This is a genomic window from Thalassoroseus pseudoceratinae (genome assembly GCF_011634775.1).
Lineage (GTDB): Bacteria > Planctomycetota > Planctomycetia > Planctomycetales > Planctomycetaceae > Thalassoroseus > Thalassoroseus pseudoceratinae.
Window position 1 is genome coordinate 710228 of sequence record NZ_JAALXT010000005.1, and the last position, 23917, is coordinate 734144.

13 protein-coding genes and 1 tRNA gene are annotated in these 23917 nt (G+C 52.9%); 12 read left to right on the forward strand and 2 right to left on the reverse strand.

The features are described 5' to 3' along the window. Positions 1-342 precede the first annotated feature (342 nt). Positions 343-11871: a PKD domain-containing protein gene (locus G6R38_RS20485; RefSeq protein WP_166830616.1), complete on the forward strand. Its 11529-nt coding sequence runs from the start codon at positions 343-345 to the stop codon at positions 11869-11871. A gap of 47 nt (positions 11872-11918) precedes the next feature. Further along, on the forward strand, positions 11919-12617 hold the full coding sequence (locus G6R38_RS20490; protein WP_166830617.1) for a PEP-CTERM sorting domain-containing protein: 699 nt from the start codon (positions 11919-11921) through the stop codon (positions 12615-12617). Between the two features lie 92 nt (positions 12618-12709). Here the strand turns inward: G6R38_RS20490 and G6R38_RS20495 are convergent, their stop codons facing one another. After that, positions 12710-12880 (reverse strand): transposase domain-containing protein, encoded by a 171-nt coding sequence (locus tag G6R38_RS20495; RefSeq protein ID WP_166830618.1) that lies wholly within the window; start codon positions 12878-12880, stop codon positions 12710-12712. Between the two features lie 188 nt (positions 12881-13068). Here G6R38_RS20495 and G6R38_RS20500 point away from each other — a divergent pair, with 188 nt between their 5' ends. From G6R38_RS20500 to G6R38_RS20520, 5 genes are all read left to right on the forward strand, one after another. Beyond that, the gene (locus G6R38_RS20500; protein WP_166830619.1) at positions 13069-13608 is read left to right on the forward strand and encodes a hypothetical protein; all 540 of its coding nucleotides are present in this window, start codon (positions 13069-13071) and stop codon (positions 13606-13608) included. 520 nt (positions 13609-14128) lie between these two features. Further along, positions 14129-15664 carry a tyrosine-type recombinase/integrase gene (locus G6R38_RS20505; protein WP_166830620.1) on the forward strand — a complete coding sequence of 512 codons (1536 nt, stop codon included), beginning with the start codon at positions 14129-14131 and terminating at the stop codon, positions 15662-15664. A gap of 329 nt (positions 15665-15993) precedes the next feature. Further along, positions 15994-16251 carry a hypothetical protein gene (locus tag G6R38_RS20510; RefSeq protein WP_166830621.1) on the forward strand — a complete coding sequence of 86 codons (258 nt, stop codon included), beginning with the start codon at positions 15994-15996 and terminating at the stop codon, positions 16249-16251. A gap of 21 nt (positions 16252-16272) precedes the next feature. After that, complete coding sequence (locus G6R38_RS20515; protein ID WP_166830622.1) at positions 16273-17187, forward strand: recombinase family protein; 915 nt, start codon at positions 16273-16275, stop codon at positions 17185-17187. Further along, positions 17169-17492, forward strand: a complete 324-nt coding sequence (locus G6R38_RS20520; protein ID WP_166830623.1) for a zinc ribbon domain-containing protein — start codon at positions 17169-17171, stop codon at positions 17490-17492. The genes G6R38_RS20515 and G6R38_RS20520 overlap by 19 nt, the downstream gene beginning before the upstream one ends. 288 nt (positions 17493-17780) lie before the next feature. Here the strand turns inward: G6R38_RS20520 and G6R38_RS20525 are convergent, their stop codons facing one another. After that, positions 17781-18071, reverse strand: a complete 291-nt coding sequence (locus tag G6R38_RS20525) for a hypothetical protein (protein WP_166830624.1) — start codon at positions 18069-18071, stop codon at positions 17781-17783. A gap of 464 nt (positions 18072-18535) precedes the next feature. Here G6R38_RS20525 and G6R38_RS20530 point away from each other — a divergent pair. The 5 genes from G6R38_RS20530 to G6R38_RS20550 all read left to right on the forward strand — a co-directional run bounded on the left by G6R38_RS20530 (position 18536) and on the right by G6R38_RS20550 (position 23877). Next, positions 18536-18633 (forward strand) — tRNA-Pro (locus G6R38_RS20530). Positions 18634-19116: 483 nt separating this feature from the next. Further along, the gene (locus G6R38_RS20535; protein WP_166830625.1) at positions 19117-19512 is read left to right on the forward strand and encodes a hypothetical protein; all 396 of its coding nucleotides are present in this window, start codon (positions 19117-19119) and stop codon (positions 19510-19512) included. Positions 19513-19771: 259 nt separating this feature from the next. Continuing rightward, a complete protein-coding gene (locus G6R38_RS20540) occupies positions 19772-20368 on the forward strand; it encodes a hypothetical protein (RefSeq protein WP_166830626.1) in 597 nt (198 codons plus the stop codon). 330 nt (positions 20369-20698) lie between these two features. Then, positions 20699-22531, forward strand: coding sequence for a glutamine--fructose-6-phosphate transaminase (isomerizing) (gene glmS, locus G6R38_RS20545; RefSeq protein ID WP_166830627.1), 1833 nt, complete (start codon positions 20699-20701; stop codon positions 22529-22531). Positions 22532-22569: 38 nt separating this feature from the next. Continuing rightward, a complete protein-coding gene (locus tag G6R38_RS20550; protein ID WP_166830628.1) occupies positions 22570-23877 on the forward strand; it encodes a putative sugar nucleotidyl transferase in 1308 nt (435 codons plus the stop codon). Positions 23878-23917: the final 40 nt, after the last annotated feature.

Below are 23917 nucleotides of genomic sequence, written 5' to 3' on the forward strand. Positions count from 1 at the left end.
ACTGGAATCAAACGGCCTTTTCACTGCGCACTGGAGTATTCGGGCTATAGGCCGCCTAAACGCATCACACTCGAAGAACTTGCGATGATCGCAACTTTTTCGTGATTTCTTTCGGACGTCATCATTTTTTGCGCTTTTTTTTGGCGAAATTGACGCCTTTCGGGATAGCGGGAAGTGTTCGAAAGTGCGCATTTACAGTGCTTGATGGTTTGCAATGACAGCAAATGTGGGCGAACGAACAATTTCGGGTGAAAATGCTATGACGACTCTCAGCTGACCCACCTCGATTTACTCTCAAATCAAACTTTAGCGATCTTCGTTATTTTTCCTGAAAGAGACGTCATGGACTTGCGATCCGTTCGACGGAAACTCCAGCGGCTCCTTGTGCGTAAACATCGGCCAGTCAAACGTGTACGTAGCAATCCCCACCAAACGAATCTCCCTGCCGTATTGGAACAATTGGAAGATCGCATTTTGCTCGCCGGTAACCAGTCACCACTTGCCTTGCCTGCCCAGTTTTACGGAACGGAAGAGGCGGACTTGCTCATCACGCTGGGAGGCAGCGATCCTGATGACGACCCGTTGACCGCTACGATCGCGTCGTTGCCCGCCACGGGGGCCTTGTATCAGGTCAATGATGGCGTCACCCGTGGGGAGGAAATCACGGCCCCCAACACGCCGGTTTCAGATGCCTTTCTGCGGGTGATCTTTGTTCCCAGTCAAGCGACCGCCGGTCCGTACGATACATCGTTCCAGTTCCAAGTGAACGACGGGTTGGTTGACTCCACGGAAGCCGAAGTTTCTCTGCAATCCGCCACGGATACCTACCGAGTTACGCATGTGTCAGCCGAGAGCCCAAACGCCGAGTTGCAAAATTTAAGCATCACCTCGGCCATTGCCGAGGGCGGCTTCGCCACTCTGTCCGGTGAGATTGTCAATCCAACTCCGGGAGAAGAGATCACCGTCACGGTGAACTGGGGCGACCGCAGCACGGCGGAGACATTTACTTACGATGCTGGCACGAGTTCATTCAGCGAGATTCATCGGTATCAGAATGAGAAGTTTCGATTTCAAGCTCTGACAGTTGAGGCGGCCCAAGACCCAAAGATTGATGCGTTCACTTCGGTGGGTAACGAATTTCTGGTTGCGGCAGGAGAAGATCACCAAAGACGACCACAATTTCAACAGGTCGCGACGGATGATGAAGGAAATTCTCTAGTCGTATGGATGAAAAAAGAACGAAAGCCGGGTTCTTCGTACGACGAATATCTGATCTACGGTCAGCGTTTCAATGCCATTGGTCTGGCGATGGGAGATAAAATCGAGATCTTCTCGTCAGTGACACCAGTCTCGACGTCACCCATCTCATTGGCGGCGACTCCGGATGGTGGTTTTGTCGTCGTCTGGGGCGGCAACTTCGCTTCCGATGACTTGCCGGGCGGCGAACCACACGGTCTTTACGTGCTGGGTCGGCGTTTGGATGCGACGGGCAATTTGCTCGGCAGCACGTTTCGCATCAATACGTCGGTAATTCCCAAGACGCATGAAATGGGGGGAACTTACAGAAGCAACTTTGTGTATTCCCACTCCGTTGCGATGGATGACGCTGGGAATTTCATCGTGATTTGGTCTTATCTCGATGAAATTGGCGGTGATGTGTTCTATCGGACGGTCCGAGGTCAGCGATACGATGCCGATGGGCACGCAATCGGCGGTGAATTCGAAGTCAACACTCAACCTTCCATTGAAGACCTCTCGCCCGAGCAGAGTTCGGGAGGAGAGCCTGGAAACTCGACCGCTTCGGTGGTGATGGATGCCGCGGGGAACTTTGTCGTTTTCTGGGGCGACTCGCTAATTGGTTTAACAGGAGACGACAGCAACGATTGGACGAGAAACAGCCGGGGATTATTGGGGCAACGCTATGATGCCAACGGGGGGCACGTAGGAGATGTGTTTGTCGTGACGGAAGACATCCCCGCGGAAATGCAAGTCGCGATGGATGCCACAGGCAACTTAGTTGCCGCTTGGAGATCTTACCAAGGGGAACCCAATTACCAAGAGATTCGTGGGCGTCGATTCAGCGTAGAGGGTAGTCCTCTGGGCGAAGTGTTCTCGGTGGCCGATGTAGCGTCGAATGCAGATCATCTCTCGTTGGCCGTGAATGATGCCGGGGATTTCGCCGTGAGCTGGTCCGGTCGGTATTCTGTCTCTGGACGCGGCAACAGCTTCCAGGGGGTGATGATCCAGTCGTATGATGCCAACGGAATTGCCCAAGGACGCCCGTTTCTCATCAATCCAGTCGATTTAGATGCGTCTGAACGTCCCTATCCCGATGAATCGACGATCGCGATGGATACAGACGGGAATTTAGTGGTGATCTACCAAAGAGCCTCGCGCCCCTGGAACTTGCACGGCCAATGGTATGCCAAGCGGGAGCCGAGCAATCTGCAAGTGCAAGTCCACAATGTCGCCCCGGAATTGGCGCCGCTATGGTTGAGTGCAGACACGATCGACGAGAACGGAAGCGTCGCCGTTGAGGTTAGTTTTGATGATCCTGGAAACGATGTCCATTCGATTGAACTCGATTGGGGTGATGGTCATACCGAGCGAGTCGATCTGCCATACGACGGTAAAACGCTCACGCTGGCACATCGATATCCCGACGATGGGCTGACCACGCCTGCATCGCGTCAATACACAATTACCGCAACAGTCATCGAGAACATGCTGCTTGAGGTGTCCCGCACCGCGACCGTCACCGTCAATAACATTGTTCCCGAGATCGACGAAGACCCGACGGAGCAATGGCCGACGAACAGTGGTTCAACGGCCAACGATCCGCAGACCAACGCCACCCGCACCTATTTGGTCACAATTCTTGATAGCAATGTCGAACTTGAAAACATCTCGGTGACGTCAGCAATCGACGAAGGCGACACCGCAACGCTTACCGGAGAAATTGTCACCGCCGCTGAACTAAGTGAAGACATCTCAATCACGGTGGATTGGGGTGACAATTCATCGGCAGAGACGTTGACGTTTCCCTTGGGGACCGAATCGTTCAGTACGTCACACCAGTACCAGAATAACGATGCCCGCCTCCAGTCAAAAACGGAATACCACTCAAGCGATTCCCATCACGTCGGAACCTCCTTCACGACAACAGACGTGTTTACTCAGGAGCGATACAACACGGCCTTCCACGGTGTTGTCGTCGATCAATGGGGAACGACGACCGCACTTTGGACGCAAGGCGATCACATTTACGCGCGTCGTTACGATGTGAATAATGAACCACTCGGCGATCGATTCCGAGTCAGCTCTTATCCGACGGATCATAATAACTCTCGCAAGGAAGTTGTTGCGGCTGTCGATGCTGACGGAAACTTCATGGTTGTGTGGGCCGTGTCTCGCTGGAATTACGATCGGGTCCGAACGTCTTATTCTGATTTGGATGCCCTGCACGCTCAGCGTTATGACCGGTATGGGCAACCGCTTGGCAGCGAATTTCAACTAGTGGCCGGCCCAGGAAAGTTCAAGGCTACCAAAGCAATCGCGATGGATGACGAAGGGAACTTCGCAGTTGTCTGGGAAAGCAACGGGTACTTTCCCGTCAAGACGCAACTTCAATTCCAACGATTTGATGCCAACGGACAGCCTCTCAGTGAGAGCGTCGAATTACTTGCACTGTCGACTGACCAGGAGGCGGACGTAGCGATCGACGCTGATGGGAACGCCGTCGTCGTTTGGAACAATGGAAGCCCTTGGTCCAACGGAGTGGCAGGAGACATCTACGCTGCCCGTTTTGATTCCCAGGGCAGGCAGATCGGGGACGATCTTCTGATTCAGGCGAGCGACGCCGGTGTTGAACGGCTTTTCGAGCCCGAAATCACGATGGATGCCGAAGGGAATTTTATCGTGGCCTGGAAACAGGAAGCATCGACTTTCAAGCCCTCTCGATATGACCTCTATGCTCGGCGTTACGATTCCAGTGGTACCCCATTAGGAAGCCCGTTCCGGATCAATCCACTCTACGAGAATTCACAGTTTGTTTATGACTACGATATCCTAGTCGACGACGACGGTAGCTTCATTGCGTCTTGGCAAGCTCGGCCTACGTTGACAGACGGCTTTACCCAAAATCGAATTTTCCTCCAACGATTTGATGAAAACGGGAGGATGATTGGTCGGACCTTGAATGCGTCGCAGCGAATCAGCACGCTTACTGGGGAATCATTGCATCATTATTACCCATCGGCGGTGATCGACCAAGAAGGCAATGTGGATGTCTGGTTCTCGAATCATCGAGACTTCTATAGTCTCAGTTGGGCTCCCAGCGACACAACAACTTATGAAGTGCAAGTCAACAATGTTGCTCCGGTTATCAATCCGTTGGTACTCAGTGCTAACAGCATCAATGAGAATGGAACTGTAACGCTAAACGGCTCGTTCTCAGATCCCGGTATCGGTGATCGGCATTCAGTGACCATCGATTGGGGCGACGGAACCATCGAGACAATCGCTCAGCCAAGCAGTTCAAAGTCCTTTTCATTCAATCACCAATACCTAGACGACCCAGCGGGGAACGGCTCGGCTGAGAACTATGAGATCACGGTCGCGATCACCGACCTGCAATCGGCGCCGGTGACAGCGACCGCTCATGTTACGGTCAAGAACGTTACCCCACAGATTCGGGAAGTTATTAGCAGTTCCACGGGATCTGCCCAGGCAGGCGAGAACGAACTGGTGACCGTTCGAGGGACGTTCACCGACGTCGGCACGCTAGACACTCACACGGTCACGATCGACTGGGGCGACGGCAACGCCACCAGCCTGACCGAAGACCAAATCGTCTGGAATTCGTCTCGTGGCAACTACGAATTCACGGGGACCCACACCTATCCGGCCGGCGGCAGCTTTCCTGTAACGATCACGGTCACAGACGACGATCAGGGCCAGGCGACGGAAACAGTCACGACGCTCATCAAAGGTGTCGGCTTGTACGATGGCACCCTGTATGTCGTTGATGGATTTTACAATGGAAGCACAACCGATGTTTCCAGGGTGGTCGTAGATGGAGTCGAAAAACTTCGTGTGACGGCTGACTTTCTGGCTGGCGAAGACTACCGGGATTTCGACATTGCCAACATCGTGGGCATCGAAATGATCCTGGGTTATCTTGGCGACACGGTGACCATCGCAGACGACGTTTTGATTCCCGCAATCATCGACGCCGGGGACGACGATGATCACATTCGCGGCGGCGGTGGAAACGATTCCATCGACGGAGGCCGTGGCAGCGACACGATGGAAGGCGGCCCCGGCGACGATATCTACCTCTCTCCAGACCAGAATGATACCTTCGTTTTTCAGGGCAGTCATCTCGGAGAAGACATCATCGAAGCCGGTGGGGGTACGCATACGCTCGACTTTTCCGGCTTGTTCGGTGGCATCAATCTCGACCTCGACACGGGAGATTGGCAGACCCTCAACAATGACCTGAGGTTAAAGCTCGCACAACAATGGACGTCCACATTTGGCACCGTTTATGACGATTTGACTATTGGCACTGTCCGAGGAACCGATTACGCAGACGTCATTCACGGCGGGCGATGGGGCTCGTATAATGCCACATTTTATGGACGGGGAGGTAGCGATAGGTTGATCGCCAGAGGAAGTGAAACCCTAGACGGTGGAGACAACATTGACACTTATGTCTTTGCGCAAGAGTCCAATAATTTCTCAGCTCAAAATAATACGATTCTTGCCGGAGGCGGGTATGACATGCTTGACTTCCGGGGGATGGGTGACGGAATCACGATCGATCTCGCCAGCACAGAGCGACAAAACTACAGCAAGAACTTGTACTTGACCCTGCAAGAGGGAGCCACGATCGCAAACGTTTACGGCAGTGACTACGACGATGTCATCCTCGGCAATTCGCTGGGCAATCGATTGTATGGCTATGGTGGAGGCGATGTTTTAGAAGGCCGAACCGGAACGGACCACCTCTGGGCTGGAGTCGACTCGGACGTGGACGCTGTCGTCACACCAGATGGAGCCGATTTTTATTATCAAATCGCGGATGAAGATTACATTTTCACCAATTTCGCTCTGGATGATGCAAAAAATGGCTACGCGCAGAGCCTCGCGGGGCGATATTTCCGAAAACCCGACGATCAGCCTTGGGGAGATGCGAATGAGATTGCCTGGTTTGACCAGGCTCTCGATGGGTCGATTTACTGGCTGGGCGACGGGACATTACACCTGGGCGCGAACGGCACTCGCAACGGGGCAAAGCGGGCTGCCATCGATCACCAAGGCAATGTCTTCGTGGAAGGGAAGTGGAACGGAAGCTCTTATGTTCAGCGACTAACACCTGAGGGCCAGTGGTCGACCACTGACGACTTTCAGAAAGGTGCGGATGACAACCTGTATTCTTTGGAGGAGGGGTCGCTTTACCGCGATGGTACGGCAGTGAGTGCTTATGGCATCAGCTCATTGGGTTTAGTGGATGGCAATGTGGTGGGGGTCAATCGGCATGGCCGAATTACCTTTGTGGCACGAAACGACACCTTCTACAGTCTGGACTTTTTAGTCAGTGATAAGGAGGCGGGCCTCCGGCTGCGCACGAAGACAAACGGGGATCAGGCTTGGCTCACAAAGTCGGAAAATGTGGTCGCGATGGCTGTCGTTGGAGACAAGATCTTTGAACTCGCGGAGACGGCAGGAGCAAGTGAGCGGCAACTGATTCAGCATAGCCTCGTAACAACCCAAAAAGCGGTGATCGCATCGGGAGTCATAGCGATGGCGGTCGGGGATGGCTACATTTACTATCTGTTTAGTGAGGATGGCCGCGTCGAACGCCGCTCAGCCAAGACCGGTGAGGTCACGGTCGATCAATTCGGATACGATTTTGACAACATCTACTTTCCCACGAACTCAATTGGTGGTTTTAGTATCATCCATCCGAGTGTCGAACTCGGAATTAGCCTGTTGGATTACCTCCTCTTAGAGATCTCATGGGTGGAAGGCGAAATCGAGCGACTAGATCACTATGTTAGGAGTTTTGAAGCGAGCGAAGGACTGTACAACACGCTGACGAACGAAATACGCGAGGATTTCGGGTTTACCAGCCGGGCCAACCTCCGGGAAGCGGGTAGCCTTATCAAAACAAAACGGGAACTGCCCCAAGAGATCGACCATTACAAAAACCTACTTGTTGGTCTCCGCGCAGAGTTTGGTGACCTTCAATCCTACCAAGCCCAAATTCAAGCAGAGATTGCCAGGAAAGCAAAGTTCGACCGTGAGAAATTAAGGATCGCCGAAGACATCAAGAATGACATCAGACGGCAGATTGATCACCTGCCTGGAAACATTAAGGAAGTCACGGTCAACAAAGAGGATTTTGTCTATCGAGAAGATGGCACGATTGAGGGAAAGGCCACGGTCAAGTTAGGCCACTCCTGGGGGAAGGTGTGGAACCCGTTCAAGTGGAAGCACGAAAACGTCCAATCACCACTGGTTCAAACTCTTGTCCCGTTCACTTTCGACACCAACAGTGGTCAAACGACACTCAACTCAATTCCTGTGGACTTTGGGAAGATCGAGAGCCCCGTTAGCTGGTTTAAGGCATCAATCGACATTGGAGTACACGAGGTCCCGCTGGCTGGGATTAACGCGATCTACCAGGGATACCTTAACGTCATCGATGACTACCACAGAGCTCTTCCCAGCGAAAATGATCTGCAGGATGTGGTCGCGAAAGCCGAAGCCGCCGGGAGGATCGCTTTGCCGATTGTCCTTCCTTATGCTGTGCCGTATGTCGCGGCCATCGACGCCTTAACCGACGGCGATACACCTCTGGAAATCACTCCGGAAGAGGCACTGCCAATTGCCGTTCAAGTCGCGACGGGTCCGCTCGGGACACAAATTGGCGGCTACATTGGATTGGCCAGACTACTTTTGCCCGGTGATGCCCAGGAGGCGATGAAGGGATTTGAGACAATCGCAAGTTCTTTGACGAATCCCGCAATTGTTGTCGAGTCTCTTCGCGAGCAACTATCAAAAATCCAGGGGATCAATTTTGCTTCCGTACAACTGCCAGAGGCGCTGAGAGGGGCCTTGGAGTTCCTAGAGGAGAATCCATTTGATACCAATACATTAGTCGAGGCATTTATCGGAAATGCGACGGGACTGGCATGGTCGTTTGTGGAGGATTTGATTGACGATCGTCTCCCCTATGAACTCTCGGGAACGACGCATACTTTCCAAATCACTCCGCCGAACGTCCCAGAATTGACGTTTACGGTGAAATTCACGACAAAATCTCACACTGATTTTACAGTGACAACCTGGAGCGTGAATACCCGCTACAAGGTCGGAATCGCCGACATCAATTATCGGGTTGAAAAAGCTTCTCCCAATGATCAAAAAATTACGAGCCTCCTCGACTTCTCATACGACTCGGACACGTTCTATGTTGGAGCAAACGTCGAGATTGATGGAAAACTCCGCTTCGAGGACATCAATTTCGAGATAAAGATCAAGGATGAGGGGAATGAGTTTCTCACGTTGACACCGTCGACCGGCTCGCTCACAGTGACGATTCCTGAAAGCGTTTCCACAAACTGGGCGGGGATCAAAGCGGTTTACACCCAAGTGGATGGTGTCGACCGAGTGGAACTTACAATTCCTGCACAAGACAATGTCACGAAGTTTACGGTCACAACACCGGTGGTCACGGGATATATTCACCTAGCGGGATTGACCGCAACGCGTGCAGGTACTCAATGGAATTTCGTTCCGAACATCATCGACGATCTTCAAATCGCCAGTCAAGAACAATTGCTCGCCGTCGTGAGAGAGAAGTTTCCGGAGTTTCCGGACCTCGTATTAAAGAATCTCTCAATCAACTTCGACAATAACGATCTGATCACCGTCAGTTTTGATCCCCTAACGGCATCGGTCGAGACAGACTATATTTCGGGTGAAGTGACTCTGAGAGGTTTTACAATTGATTTAAAGTCCAGTTCCATGAGTTTGGATTACACACCAAGCCTAACTCCTAAGTTGGACTTCTTGCTGACTGCTTTCGATACCAGTCTTGAAGAACAATTGATCGAAAAGATCAATAGTTCGGAGGACATCAATCCGAACAACATTTCAGGGATTTTAGATAGCATCCTGGAAGGCGTTCTGGAGAGTATGGGACTTTCTGCTCCTGCATCATTTGGATTGACGACAACCGAATCTCAGAGTGAAGCAGACAAAGCAGCCACCGCGGTCGCAAACGACCAATGGGAATCCACCCACCCTAAAGTACAAAATGCCTTGTTGGGCATGTATGGTGTCAAACGAGCATTCAAAAAACATGGTTCAATTGGTCTCTTGTACGAAGATGGAAGTGCGAAGTTCTTCCGAAAAGACAATCTTAAAGCAATCATTCAGATCCACAGTGAAAGCGCAGCATCCGAGTTTGGAAGTGAGACATATCAGAACCTCATGGTAATCGCAGAAACCCTGACTGGGCAGCAGATATTTAAGAGATTTATGGACACGAATGAAACTGTTGTGATCACTTGGTCTCCTTCCTTGGCGGAAGTGGCTGTCGATCCTTCTTGGACTAAGGGTCAGCCAATTCCGGTGACGTACAACCATCTCGGGTCATCCATTGTCGGACAAGATGTCGGTGCGAACAACAATCCAGTGAGCGGTGCTTTCCTGCCTGAAATCGACCTCGCTCACGAACTCATCCATGCAGTGCACATTGCAGAAAATCATCAGGAGGCCCTACACCTGGCATCTCCACCGAACTTTGATACCGATCCAAGCGTTGTCTATATTCTGGCCAACATGCTTCTTGAGGAGAGTCGAACTATCGGGACTGGCAGCTACTCGCCAGGCAAAGCCGGCTACGATGAGATGAACGAAAACAATTTCCGGAGAGAATTGTGGCGAAATCGCGGGCAGACCTGGTATTGGCATCGAATTACACACGCCGAACACGTGGAGAAAAAACAGCTACTCGAAAATGGCCCCCTTCAATTGATCGACTCGCAATTGCGAGACGCACTTCAGTTGCCGACTCCAGAAACCCTGGCAGAAACCGTCGAGGCGCTTCCCACCTTTCCTCCGGCAGGTGGTTTCCGCATTGAGTCCATCGCGACCACGGGCAATCTCATCAACTGGCTCGAAGCCATTGCGGCTCTTCCTGAAGACCCGCGACCAAATGAGGTTGTGACGATCGTACTCAATCTGACCAGCGGGGAATATAGTGGTCAAAATGTTGTCGTACCCAAAGGATATCAACTCAACCTTGATGGAACCTACTGGGGGCCGACTCTCATAGGTCAATCCCCATCGTTAACGCTTGTTTCGGGAGACCTGTTCATTTTTGGAAATGTCACTTTTACGAACGAGACGGATGCTCCAACAATTCTGGTTCAGAATGGAAGCCTTTCCCTTCGTCATACAGTCGTTCAGGAAACGACCGTCGCTGATCGGCCGGCAATTGATATTCTTGCAGGTTCGGTCGACCTGGGAACTGCTTCTGCCCCCGGCGTGAACACGATCGTGATCAATGGCGACGGCAATCTGATTGTCAATAAGAGTCCAAAGCCAATCTCCGCGATTGGAAATACCTTCCAGCAGGATAGCACGCGACTTGTGACAAGCTTCGAGATCGAAGCGAAGATTGAAGATGCCGTCGATAACAATGGCGGGTCCGGAGTTGTCACGTTTGTTCCCAACACGGTGTTTCGACAGATCGGTGAAGGGCCATTTGAGATGAATCTCATTAATCTTGTTGCCGATCTTGGCGTCTCTGACCCCGTCTTTCAGACTCTCGCCTCATCGGGTGGAACGGCGACGCTTCTCGCAGACGAGAGAACCGTTCGCTTCGTTGCCCCCGACGATGGAACCGGCGGCTTTACCTATGCCGTATTTTCTAATGGACAGGAAGTGGCTTCGCGGTCCGTTGAATTCCTAGTCAAAAACGTGGCTCCGTCAGTCAACCTTGGCGCGGACTTCTTGCTGAGCGACGCAGGTCCAGTAATGTTTCAGGACAAGTTTACTGACCCAGGGGCCAACGATACGCACACGTTCCTCTGGCAAGTCACCAGCAACAATGGCCAAGTCATTCCCGATAGCACGGATCGCAACTTCAGCCTCACCCCGACAGCGAACGGAGAGTATCTCGTCACCTTCACAGTCACCGATGACGATGGCGGCATCGGTCGCGACGAGGTGCTTGTCACGGTGAATCATTTCCCGCCAGAATCCGTTGCGACATTTGAAAGTGTCACATTTTTCAATAACAGTCCAGATTTAGAAGCGGGTTTCTCGCCGGACGGGACGGGACAACGATCGATCATTAAAGGGATTCAAGTGGTGTTTGACGGAAACGTCGAAATCTCGCTTGGTGCGATCACCGACAATAGTTTCCGCATCGTGTCTCTTTCTGATCCGTCAATCTCACTCCAACTGCAAGTCCTAGAAACGAAGGCTGAAAACGGAAAGACGATTGCAACCATTGGCTTCGCTTCACAAAGCCCGCTTGTTGATCACACGGGTTCGCTTATCGATGGGCGCTATCAGTTTCTGGTTGATGGTGCGGTTTTGGGCGTTGATGCTGATGGGTCGGGCTCAAACGGCGGGACTTTGACGACAAGGTTTCACCGTCTCTTTGGAGATGCTGACGGTGATGCTGACGTCGACAACATGGACTACATGTCATACCGCAATGCAATTTTCTCCAATACGCGATATTCCCTTTTTGACTTCGATGGGGATAGTCGACTATTAGGCCAGACGGGCGTCGACCCTGACGATCTCAATGCGTTCTTCAGCAATTATGGCCAATTCCTATAAGAATCTCGGCCACCCATCCATTGAATCGACTATTGAGAAGGTACAGAATGAAATTGGCGACTACTCAATGTCTAATGTTCTTAGTGATCATTCATTCGATCCAAGGCAGTAGTGAGGCTGGATTACTGCTTGGATTTAACGAAAGCAACTATGAGGCTGTCTCTGGTGGCACTGTTGATGTTCAGCTCATCCTTCAAGATACGATGTTATCGGATTTTGCCGGGTTTGATGACCCGCTCTTCAGCGGCTTAGTAGGTGGGGGAGGTCGAATTCTGCAAACTGGTGGTCTGGCGAGCCTAGCTGTTTCAGGAAGTGGCATTTCTACTCCCTTTTCATTCCTAACAACCACTTACCCGTTCGATTCAGGTTTCCCCGTTGCAGACCCGGCCAACGTGGCCGGTGTCTTGGGGGCGGTTGATTTTTTCAACCCTCCCCTCATGCCCAGTCCAGACAATTCGATTCTAATTGGAACGTTTCAATTGACGATAACAGGTTTACCAGGACAAACAGCAACAATTTCGGCCGATCAATTGAGTCCGTCACTTGAAGAGAATACCACATTTCTTGCTTCACTCGACCCGCTGATCGATTCTTACGGAGTTGCTAACATTTCAGTAAGCGATTCCAACCTCTCGCCCGTGCCTGAACCTTCTGCGTTCGTCCTATTCCTGATTGGTTGCCTTCTGACAGGAACGGGCATCGCTCGGCATCGCCGAATACAGAATGTTTCGTGCATTCATCAATAATCGCATATCGAAGAGTGCTCAATACGCAGTGTCCTTCCGGCAAGCGTGCAAAATCTTAAGGGCGTGATCTGGTGGAGTGAATGCGGTGGGGATCAGGTTGCGGATGGGAGATCGGCTTGAGACTGGCGGTAGTTCCAGGGGAGCCGATGGGGGGGATGGGTGGCGACATCGCCGGAGTGGCGAATGAAGGCGGTCAGGTAGTCGAAGGGGTTGGCCTGATTGAGTTCGCAGGTGTGGATCAGGCTCATGAAGATGTCGCCCATTCGCGCTCCCGCTCGCGTGCGGTAGAACAGCGATTCTTGCGGTGTCGAATCGCCTTTTTGACTGCTTGGTCACAATATCCGCCTGGTTGTCGTTGTTGATTACGGATCGCCGCCGGAATCCGGCGGCATTTGGGCTTTGGGGGGTGTCAGATTTCTCGGGGTTGGCGTGAATCCACTCCGCGGATGAATTGCGAGTTTTTTCAGCCGCTGCTTTTCGACTCGGTCCGCCCAATAAATCCAGCGGGTTCCGACCTGGCGGACCTGGACCCACCGCGTTGACGCCAGTCGCTCAGCGTCGATTTTCGAATTCCGAGGGTTTCGCTCAATTGGCCGACTCGCCAATAGTGCGGTTGGATGTGGGGCGTACCGTCATCCTCGATGGTGACATCACCGTCGATGACTTCAAGCTCACGAACGTTGAACAAATCAAGGCCAATGGAAATGTCATCAATGGAACCGACTCCGGTGGCGGGGATGGCGGAGCCAACACCATTAATCTCTCGAACGTCAAACAGGTCGATGGTGGTGGACCGCTGACGATCAACGCTGGTGGCGGCAACGATACCGTGAAGCTGTCTGGCTTCAGCTTCGCCAACGGTGCTGACGTTCTTGCCGCAGCTACGCAGGTAGGTTCAGATGTCGTGATCAATCTGGAGGGACAAACTCTGACGCTTCAGAATACGAACTTGTCCAGCTTGCATGCCAACGATTTCAAGATCGTGACATAGGTTCTGTTTGAGATTGAGTAGCAGCCACGCGTGGCCTACCGTGCGTGGCTGCCTCATTTGAACGCCGAAGTTTCGCTCGGTTACATCTTTCTATTCGCATTCTTGGGAGGAGATTGGATTTCTGCGTCGTGTTCTAGGGCATGTTGTTTTAAAAGGTGTGGTGGCTAGGTCGCTTGAGCACGGTACGGATCGCGAACACAAAGACGTCGGTAACGACGAACTTTCGATCGAGCTGAGACGGTCGCTTTCCAAGATAGGACAATCCCGCCATCAACAATGGCAGTCGCGAGACATATCCAAGGTTGTTCACGATCGCAACAAGCCATAGTCACCGACGATTCGCTGGCAGCAATGCAGCACAGGTCGTGGGTTTGAACCTCTTGATCTCCAATCTTAACCCGTTGAAAAACAATACGTTCTTGGATTTGCCCCTTCACTCGCAAATCGCGCCGAGGTACCATTTTGGGTCCTGATTTCCCCCAAAAGGTATCTCGCGATGTGAGTCGTGAGGGGTGTTTTTATGCCACGCAAGATCCGCCTGACTTGGCAGCCCGGTGCTGATGGTCGCCGTGGGCGATGGAAGAAAAAGTACAAAGGCCGGACGCTTTATCTGGGGACCGCTTCCAGTAAGAGCGATATCGAGGCTTACAAATCAGCGTTGGCGGAATGGGAGACGCGGAAGTCAGCCGTCGATGCCGAGGAAGCATCCCGCCCAAAACCCCACCAAGCCGACTACGAGCAGGCGATTGCCGAATGGACGGCGGTGTCCCATTGGAGTGATTCGCACGGCGAAAGTACTTTGGCCGACGAAGCTCGGATGAAAATCGACAGTCTGCGGGACCGTTCTTCGCAGAAATCCCCATCTCCTTTGCAATGGGATGACCGTTTTCTCAACCTATTCGAAATTCCGCCGGCTGTCTTGGATGGCATTCTTACCGCCGTCAACGTCAAGTCACACGAACCGATCGACACGGAACGAATGCGTGCCGTTTTTGCGAGGATGCAACGACCATCTTCATCCAACGCACGGAAGGAAGCATTCGCTCCGACTCCGATGCAAATCGAGAAGGCGGTTTGGAAAGATCGCATTGAAACCGCGAATCAGCCAGCTTCGCTCGACACGCAAGTTTCCACCCACCTTGATCACTTTTTCGCAGATGAGCAATCGCGGGTCCGTGCCGGGGCACTTTCCGCCGGCCGGTTCACCTCGAAACGCACGAATCTCCTGCACTTTGTGAAGTGGTTCGGGGGCTCCCGCGATGTCGGCGAAATTGATGGTCAAGCTGTACTCGCCTACCGACAATCCCTGCTGGCGGCAATCGCGAAGCAAAAGTTGGCCCGAGCAACGGCTCACACGCGACTCCAGGATGCGTGTGCGTTCATCCGTCGACTTTGGCGGCTCCATGCCATTGCCGACCTGCCTCGAATTTTGATTGAGAACAACCGCGAGCTGGCCATTGGCAAAGACGTTCGCCGCCCATTGTTCTTCACCATTGACGAAGTGAAAACCTGCCTCGCCCACGCGAACGACCGTGTCCGATTGTATCTGCTGCTGATGCTCAATTGCGGGATGTATCAAGGCGACATTTCTGCGATCGCACCGGAGGAAGTCGATTGGGAACACGGGACGATCACTCGCAAACGCAGCAAGTCGGCTCATCACGCCTCGGCACCCAGCGTTCGCTACTTGCTTTGGCAAGACACGTTGCAGCTCTTGAGGGATCATCGCGAGTCGGAGGGGCCGTTGCTCCTGCGAAATCGATTTGGCAATCGGCTGGTTGTTCGTGATATCCGCGACAACGGTAAGGCTACCACGAACGACAGCGTCAAAAATGCGTACGATCGGCTCAAGAAGAAAACTGGGATCGAAAAGCCATTAAAACTGCTGCGGAAAACGTCGGCCAACCTGATTGCCAACAACCCAAAGTTCCGTGGCTTGGAAAACCTTTTCCTTGGGCATAGTCCTTCGGGAACCGCGGACCGGTACTACGTTGACGCAGCGGGCCAACTCGATGCCGCCGTGACTTGGCTGGGCACGCAGTACGGTGTTTCGTGAATCAGACCGATTTCGTCCGAACGGCCAGAACGAACCGCATGCACAGTAAGTCAGTGGTGGCTAAATCCCAGCCGAAAATGCGCCAAGTATATTGAGGACAATGAGTTAGATATCAAGCATCTTCGTTGATCCCATCCCAAAAGAGCCTCCCAGTGACTGCCTTCGGTTGCCGGGAGGCTTTTTTTGTTCGGCGGAAATCTGTTTTTTTTCGCATACCGCATCTTTTTTTCGAAATTCTCCCCAAAACCGGGGCGCGCAAATGCCTAGTTCTCGTCCGGCACGTTGCTGGACCGGGACTTTGTGATCGTGCGTCCACATCTGGAGTCACGATGCCAAACCCCGAATCCAATACCAACAATCGAACGTCCGGTGAACTGGGCAGTGCAGAGAAGTTTCGGATCTCCACCACCGACCAACAGCGATTAGCAACTCTCATCGCCAGCGGTCAGGTGCCATTTCCGAAAGATCTGGCTGCCGAAGACGCAACCGAATTGCTCATAGCGGTTCGAGAGCTACGGCGGACGCGATTGGTTCAATCCATCGCCCGGGCAATCGCTGAAGACATTCGGCGAGAGCAACGGCGATAACCTCCACGAAAGGGGGAAGACATGTTAAAGCGTCAGTTCAACCCACAGCAGCCGCATCGTGTGGTGCTCTATCTGCGAATGAGTTCCGACAGACAAAACCCGCGGAGCCCCGACCAGCAAGAAGCGGAAATCAAGCAACGGATTCAGGCCCTCGGGCACCCTTGGAAAATCGTCAACATCTATCGTGATGACGGCGAATCCGGTCGCTACGTGCGAAAACGTCACGGTTTCCAAAAGATGTTGCAAGACATCCGTAGTGGAGCCGTGGTGGTGGATCTCATTCTTGTCGACACCTTCGAGCGATTCGGCCGAAACGACGAACTGCTGGCGCTGCGAAAGGAGTTGCAGAATCAGCATGGTGTGTTGCTACTCACCGCGGACTCGCATTTCGCCGATCCGACGACGCCCCAGGGGCAAGCCTTTGGGGCCTTCGAAGCCATGAGGGCGACGGAGGAGAACCGAGTGAAGAGCCACCAGGTTCTGCGAGGCAAACGCGATAAAGCACGACAGGGATTTTGGCCGGGCGGCAAACCGCCATTCGGCTATCGATTGGTCTCCCAAATGAGCGAACGCGACGGGCGACAATTCCTGGAGGGCTCGAAATTGGAACCGCATCCTGAGGAGGCAATGATCATCACCACGCTGTTTGAGCTGGCGGATCAGACCGGTTTTGGCCCTGATCGCTTGGCCAGGCTCCTCAATCGCAATGACGATATTCCCGCGAGATACAAGCCGTTTCACCCATCAACGGTGCGGTATTGGCTCGAGCAGGAAATCTATAAAGGCGATTTGGCCTGGGAGAAGCAAGCCACCGACATTGTGGACGATGCTCGAGTCATCGAGGCCATCCCGAGGACGAATGGCTCCGCGTGCCGGACTTCTGCGCACCGCTCGTTTCCCGCGAATTGTGGGATCGTGTGGCCGCGGTCCGACTGAGTCGCTGTCGCCAAGACTCGAGTGATGCAACCACTCAGGATGGCAAACAGATTCGCCCGATAGCACCAGGCACATCGCTGGTGTACCCGCTCAGTGGCTTGGCCCGTTGCGGAGAATGCCAAGCATCCATGCGGGTGGTGGCCACTGGTCGTAAAAGTAAGGAGGGCAAAAGCTATGTCTACTATGCCTGTCCAATCGGCACCACGGACGGCGGTTGCCCGAACAAGAAGTACATTCCCGAGGCATGGCTGTGGGAAATAGTGGTCAATCAGATCACTTCCCGATTGTTTCCGACTGACGGTTAAGTCCGTTTCGCTCACTTGCCCCGGCGACGCCACCTTCAAACTGCGTCGCCGGGCATTTCTCGATCAACAAATGGAGGATCAAAATGAACAAAGAGAATTTGCAGTCGCAACCGTGGTTTCAAGAGTTGGCCACGGAGGTGCAACAGGAATTTGAGCGGCGTCAAGAACAGCCCGATCGGTCGCTGGAAATGCTCACGGAAGAAGCCGAGCGGAACGTTATACTTTGCAAACCCGACCTGAAATATATTGAGCCGATAGCGAACAAGTCCCAAAACGCCAGAAGCCGGATCATGACGACTGATCCGGCTTCTTTTCTTGATCATCAGATTTCGGAGATTGAGCGTCTTCCGGCTTCACTCCCAACAATCCCTCAACCGCTTTTTCGAAGTCAAGCAGAATGGACACAGGCTTCTCTCGCTGTTCACTACTGCCATTTTTTGAAATTTTAGGAGATTTCTTAGAAATACAGATCACATGACCACTTAACACATGAATACACACATAAACAGAGGTCAAACGATCAGCTTTTTGATCAAAAAACGCCGCACAATGAAACAACAAATGATCATGCGTGCGCATCAGGAAAGCGCAAAATGGATTTTTTTTAAAATGGCCGTTTTTCGCTTTCGGGCCGATTTTTCAAAAATCCTATTGTTCACCAGTCAAAAGTGGTCGACACCGGCTGTTCCATCTTGACCAACAGATCCATTTTCGCTTATAAAAAGAGCGTCGTGCTCAATTAACTGAACACGACGCAAATGTTTCGGTGTGGGACTCCAAGACGGGCAGTCAGCAATCCCACGATTTTTGTGTCGCAAAGGCCTTCCAAAAAGGCAGCGCCCTTTTTACGTCCATTGCGGGTTGCATTATGGCAGGTTGCTCCAGATCCGTCAAGACGGAAATGGGTGATCGCAGGAAAGTCAGCATGACGCGAAAACGCCAAGCAGGAGCAATCCGGCTAACCGCACGATCGCCACCCAAAAAACAAAACGAGCCAGAAGCGGGCATTGGATAATGTCTCTCGCTTCCGGCTCGTCTCTTTTGCGCACGTGGCGAAATTGGCAAACGCGGTGGATTTGGGTTCCATTGGGGTTCGTTGCAAGCGAGTCACCCCTTCCGGGTTCGACCCCCGGCGTGCGCATTCGTGATTCTATCAGGGTTGTTAGAATTCTCCAAGCGGTGAATACGTTTTAGAAGTACAAGCAAGAGGTAAAATCATGTCGAGACCCCGCGACTGGAACATGGAAGCTCGCGACCCACACGATGACGAAGCGAGTATTCGTTGTTTCATTCATCAGGCCACAATTGAAAATCTTACGCGAGCGATACATACTTCCCGGTTCTATCGCTTAATTTGTGCGAAAGATGTGCTGGAAGAACCTGACGCAATTTTCCAAGGTTGGAATCGCGAAGGACATGAAGATGGGTTATGCTACGTAGGGAGGCCGCAAGACAGGCCCAAAGATGGAATTGAACTTCCGCCACAACCAAATCGGTGTTTTTTCGTCTTTGTTATGACTACAGGGAAAATTGACGAGTGGCGATGGGAAGACTTTTGTCTCACTGATGAGGCGGATTACAGAAGGCAATTCGGAGACAACTGGAGAAAAGTATGGCCACGAGCTTGAACGATTTGATTGCAAATTTTGAACAAGAGACGGCAGGCCGAGAGTTTCGACCACACGCATACTACGATGCCGATTCCGATGCCTTGATGTTTTTTATCAGCAACGAACCTGAACACGGAAAAAGGCTCAATAGCCGCGTCACAATTTATCTTTCGGATGAAACCGACGAATTGGTTGGATGTCGTATCAAGGGAGTTCGCGCTGTACTGGAGGATATCGGAAGTTTTGACGTTTCCATCTCGCATCGCAAAATCAAGCTAACCATGCTATTTGCTGCATTGCATGGAAAGTTCGCGGAAGAGCCTGAAGGCCGCGATATGTACCGTCATATCGGACGACACGTCGGCGAGTCAAACTTAGAAGTTGATTTGCCTGATGAAGCGACGTGCTAGACAAGAACCGCTTGGTTCTCGATATTTGAGACGCTAGCCTTCCGCACCTTCAATTGCTTGCACCACCCGTTTGCCGTCACTCTGCCTGCGCAAATTCCAGTGGAATGATCGCTCCGTCACATATCGATGAAGGTGGCGAGCGGTGTAGTGATGATGAGCACCAACGTAAGCACGCTTGAGAAGTAGAAGTGTAACTCTCTGTCGTGTTGACGTGTGAATCTTCGCGAGCATACTCCTTCTCGCCGTGGTTCACGGATTCGTGCTCTTCGAACCCCTTCCCGACGCTCGCGATCGTATCGAACAGGATGGACCGCAGACGATAGATGCAGTGCTTCACGAATGGAAAACAATCTTGAAGCAAATCGGTCGGCGGCGAGGGAAGGCACTTGAAAAGCAAGTGCTTGACATCTTGTCCTACGAATGCCGAACAGCGTTACACCGCTGCTATTCAGCCGTTTGGGATGCGTTGCTTCCCTATCTGGGATGGCAATATGACCTGACGGACAAGTGCAAAGCTTTCCACCAGCTTTGGCATTACGACCACTGTACGCCATCCAATGAATATGAGCGAATAAACTTTCACCTGTTTCACGGGCACATCTTTGCTCTTCATCCGGCCTGTGGCCCAGTACTGCGCACACAGACCGGCCAGGAGCTCTTCGGCGAATGGCTTCAAGAGGGCACGCTGTCCTCGTACCATCGTGTGCTTCACGCCTTGGCAGTGGCTGTGGGCTTCTATGCGGAGCAATCCAACATCGCAAAGTTGCTCCGGAAGAATGAACAGCGAGAGAACTACTACGGTGATTTGGTCCCGCTCGAAAAACGACTGCAGAGCCGGCGAAGTGGTCGACGTTAACGATAATGCTTGATTCGCAGGTGCTGATCCAATGGCCGACGCACGGACCGCACCCCAAACCACAACAGAATAAGAGGTTATGAATTAACAACACTGTTCGTTTTTCGACAAGACACCGTCATATACTGCACGAAATGCGAAGCCGCTTTCACATTCGGTATGGGGAATTGAACAACTCGCCACAGTGACCACAAGAACACATCGAAAATTTCCAAAAGTTGACATGACTGCAGTTGACAATGGTTTAGACCCTGCGACATTAGAAGCCCTCTCTCTTCTAACTTGCGATGTCGATGCCAACGGGCTTTTAAAACGGTCACGGAGTGGTCAATGTGCGGAATTGTCGGCTACTTGGGCGCGACCAATGCGTCGGACGTTCTTCTGACAGGTCTGAAACGACTCGAATACCGAGGATACGACTCGGCCGGATTGGCAACGATTCATGACGGCCAATTGCACGTGCGTCGAGCGGTCGGGCCGGTGGATCAGCTTCAGGAATCCCTGACGAAGTCCCCAGTTCGCGGCGAGATTGGGATTGGCCACACGCGTTGGGCGACTCACGGCCAGCCAAGCGAGCAAAACGCGCATCCGCATATGGACGCGAGCGGCCGCATCGCTTTGGTGCACAACGGCGTCATCGAGAACCACTCGTCGATTCGCAACTTTCTGGCGGACGAAGGAATCCAATTCCATAGTCAGACAGACACCGAATGCTTGGTCCAACTGATCGGCTTTTTCTACGGGCGATCAGGGGATCTGCGGGAAAGTCTGGAGTTGGCTCTGCAGGAAGTTCGCGGCACATTCGGCATCGCTCTGGTGTGCTCAGACCATCCGGAAACGTTATTCTCGGCTCGCCGAGGCAGTCCGTTGTTGGTCGGTATCACGGCCGAAGGCTACGTGATCGCATCCGACCCACATGCCGTCGTCGCACATACGTCCGACGTGACCTATCTCGAAGATGACGAAGTCGCAGTCCTCTCGCCCGCCGGTCTGGAAGCCACCACGATTCACTCCGTAGCCGTCGAAAAGCGGATCGAAGTGCTGGACCTTTCTCTGGCTGACGTCGGATTATCCGGGCACGCCAACTACATGGAAAAGGAGATCCGCGAGCAACCGGAGAGCCTCCGGGAAATGATGCGGGGGCGTCTAGACGTCACTAACGGACGCATTGTGCTGGGTGGCCTGACGGAAATCGAGCGAGACCTGGCACACTTTCAGCGGGTTCTCCTGTTCGGCTGCGGGACGGCTTGGCACGCAGCATTGATCGGTGGCTATCTGTTCGAAACGCTGGCGGGAATTCCGACGACGGTCCAATACGCCAGCGAGTTACGGTATCGCAACCCGCTGATCGAAGAAAACACGTTGGCCGTCGCGATGAGTCAATCCGGCGAAACCGCTGACACCCTGGCCGCTTTACGGGAAGTGAAGTTGAAAGGGGCCACCTGCCTGGGCATCGTCAACACGGTGGGTTCATCCATCGCGTTGGAAACCGACGCCGGTGTATACCTGCATGTGGGTCCGGAAATCGGTGTCGCCAGCACGAAAGCCTTTACCGCTCAGGTTGCCGTGCTGACCATGATGGCTTGCGATTTGGGACGTCGGCGACGACTGTCTCCCGAACAAACGGCGAATGTAGTCCATGAACTCGCCACGATGCCGGAGAAAATCGCGGAAGCCTTGGAGACCGAAAAGCAAATCCAAAGTCTCGTTGCGGATCTCTCGCAACACGACAATTGGCTGTATCTGGGACGCGGAGTGAATTTCCCAGTAGCGTTGGAGGGGGCCTTGAAACTCAAGGAAATCAGCTACATCCATGCCGAGGGATTACCGGCAGCCGAGATGAAACACGGCCCCATCGCGTTGATCGACAAAGGTATGCCCGTTGTCGTCATCGCCGTTCAGGATCATACTTACGAGAAGGTGCTTTCCAACATCGAAGAAGTTCGCAGTCGGAAAGGGCGAGTGATTGCCATCGCCACCCAAGGCGACACCCAAATTGGCGAAGTCGCCGACGAAGTGATTTTTGTGCCTCCCACCATCCCAGCGCTCTCTCCGCTTGTCACAACAATTCCCCTGCAGTGGTTAGCCTACCACACCGCTCTTCATCGTGGCTGCAATGTCGACAAGCCACGTAACCTCGCCAAGAGCGTCACCGTCGAATAGAGAAAGCCCACCCAACACAATTTGACCAAATCGAGCTGATGAATTTACCTATTGTTGTCTATGAAGATGCGTCCTGGGAGCACTTTCTGCCGCTGGTCTACACTCGGGGTGTCTTCGACTTGCTCTGCGGAATGGATTCGCTACTCGCGAAGATCCAACAACTACAGACCGCCGAGAACGAAACGTCCTCCGTTGCGTCATCACGCAAACCCAAGACCAAAATCGGTTTATGGTGTCGAGATTCCATCGCACCAGTGTTGACCGAACAGAAAAGTCTTCCGGTCAATCAATCCGCTCCCGAGCGTTGTCTCTTCCTCAACGGGCGAGGTATATGGAAACAACTGCCGAAGGTGGAAGGAACAGGCTCTTGGGTTGGCGTCTCTAAGAAATCCGGCCAAGTGGTCGCCGTGCACGCCGATCCCGCTTTAGCAGCACGGCTTACACCCGCCACTTTTCTGGTCTCACCAGTTCTGCCAGCCGATCACCCTCTGCTCGTAGATCTTCCCCAGCACGAGTTTGACGAGGACGTCGTTGAACTCATGGATTGGCCGTGGAACCTGATTCACGCCAACGACCGCGCGATCGAATTCGATTGGCGAGTTCGCCGCGGGGCACCGGCCGACGTCTGGGGCCAAGTGATGACGGGCAGTCACGTCTTGGCTCCCGATTCGGTGTTCATTGGCGCGGGAGCTCAAATCAAGCCGTGCGTAGTGATCGACGCCGAAAACGGCCCGGTATGGATCGGCGAGAACGTCGAAATCCTGCCTCACAGTTTTATTCAAGGCCCCGCGTACATCGGTGATGACAGTCTGATCCAACCTGGTTCGGTCGTTCATGCGGGAACAACGATCGGCCCCCGTTGTAAAGTCGGCGGCGAGATCGAAACCAGTATCATTCAGGGTTTCTCCAACAAGCAGCACGACGGATTTTTGGGGCACAGTTACATCGGCTCTTGGGTGAACATCGCAGCGGACTGCATCAACAGCGACCTCAAAAACACGTACGGTCCCGTGCGAGTCCCCATCAACGGTCAACTAGTCGAGACGGGCGAGATGTTCGTGGGGATGCTCTGCGGAGATTACAGCAAACTCGGCATCAACGTCAGCTTCCCGACCGGTGCCGTAATCGGATTCTGCAGCAGCGTGGTTGGCCCCCACAGCCCCAAATTCGTGCCTAGTTTCAGCTGGTTTGATGACGGTGTCCATGAAGCGTTTGAGTCCACACGAGCCATCGAAGTCGCCCGCCGCGTGATGGCTCGTCGGCAACACGAAATGACATCGGCTCAAGAATGCCTGTTCAAAGAGGTCCGTAGAATTTCGCCGGAAATCGAAGTTCAAACGCCGTGATGCAGTCGATTTCAGGAGACCCACTGGACCATGTAGGTAG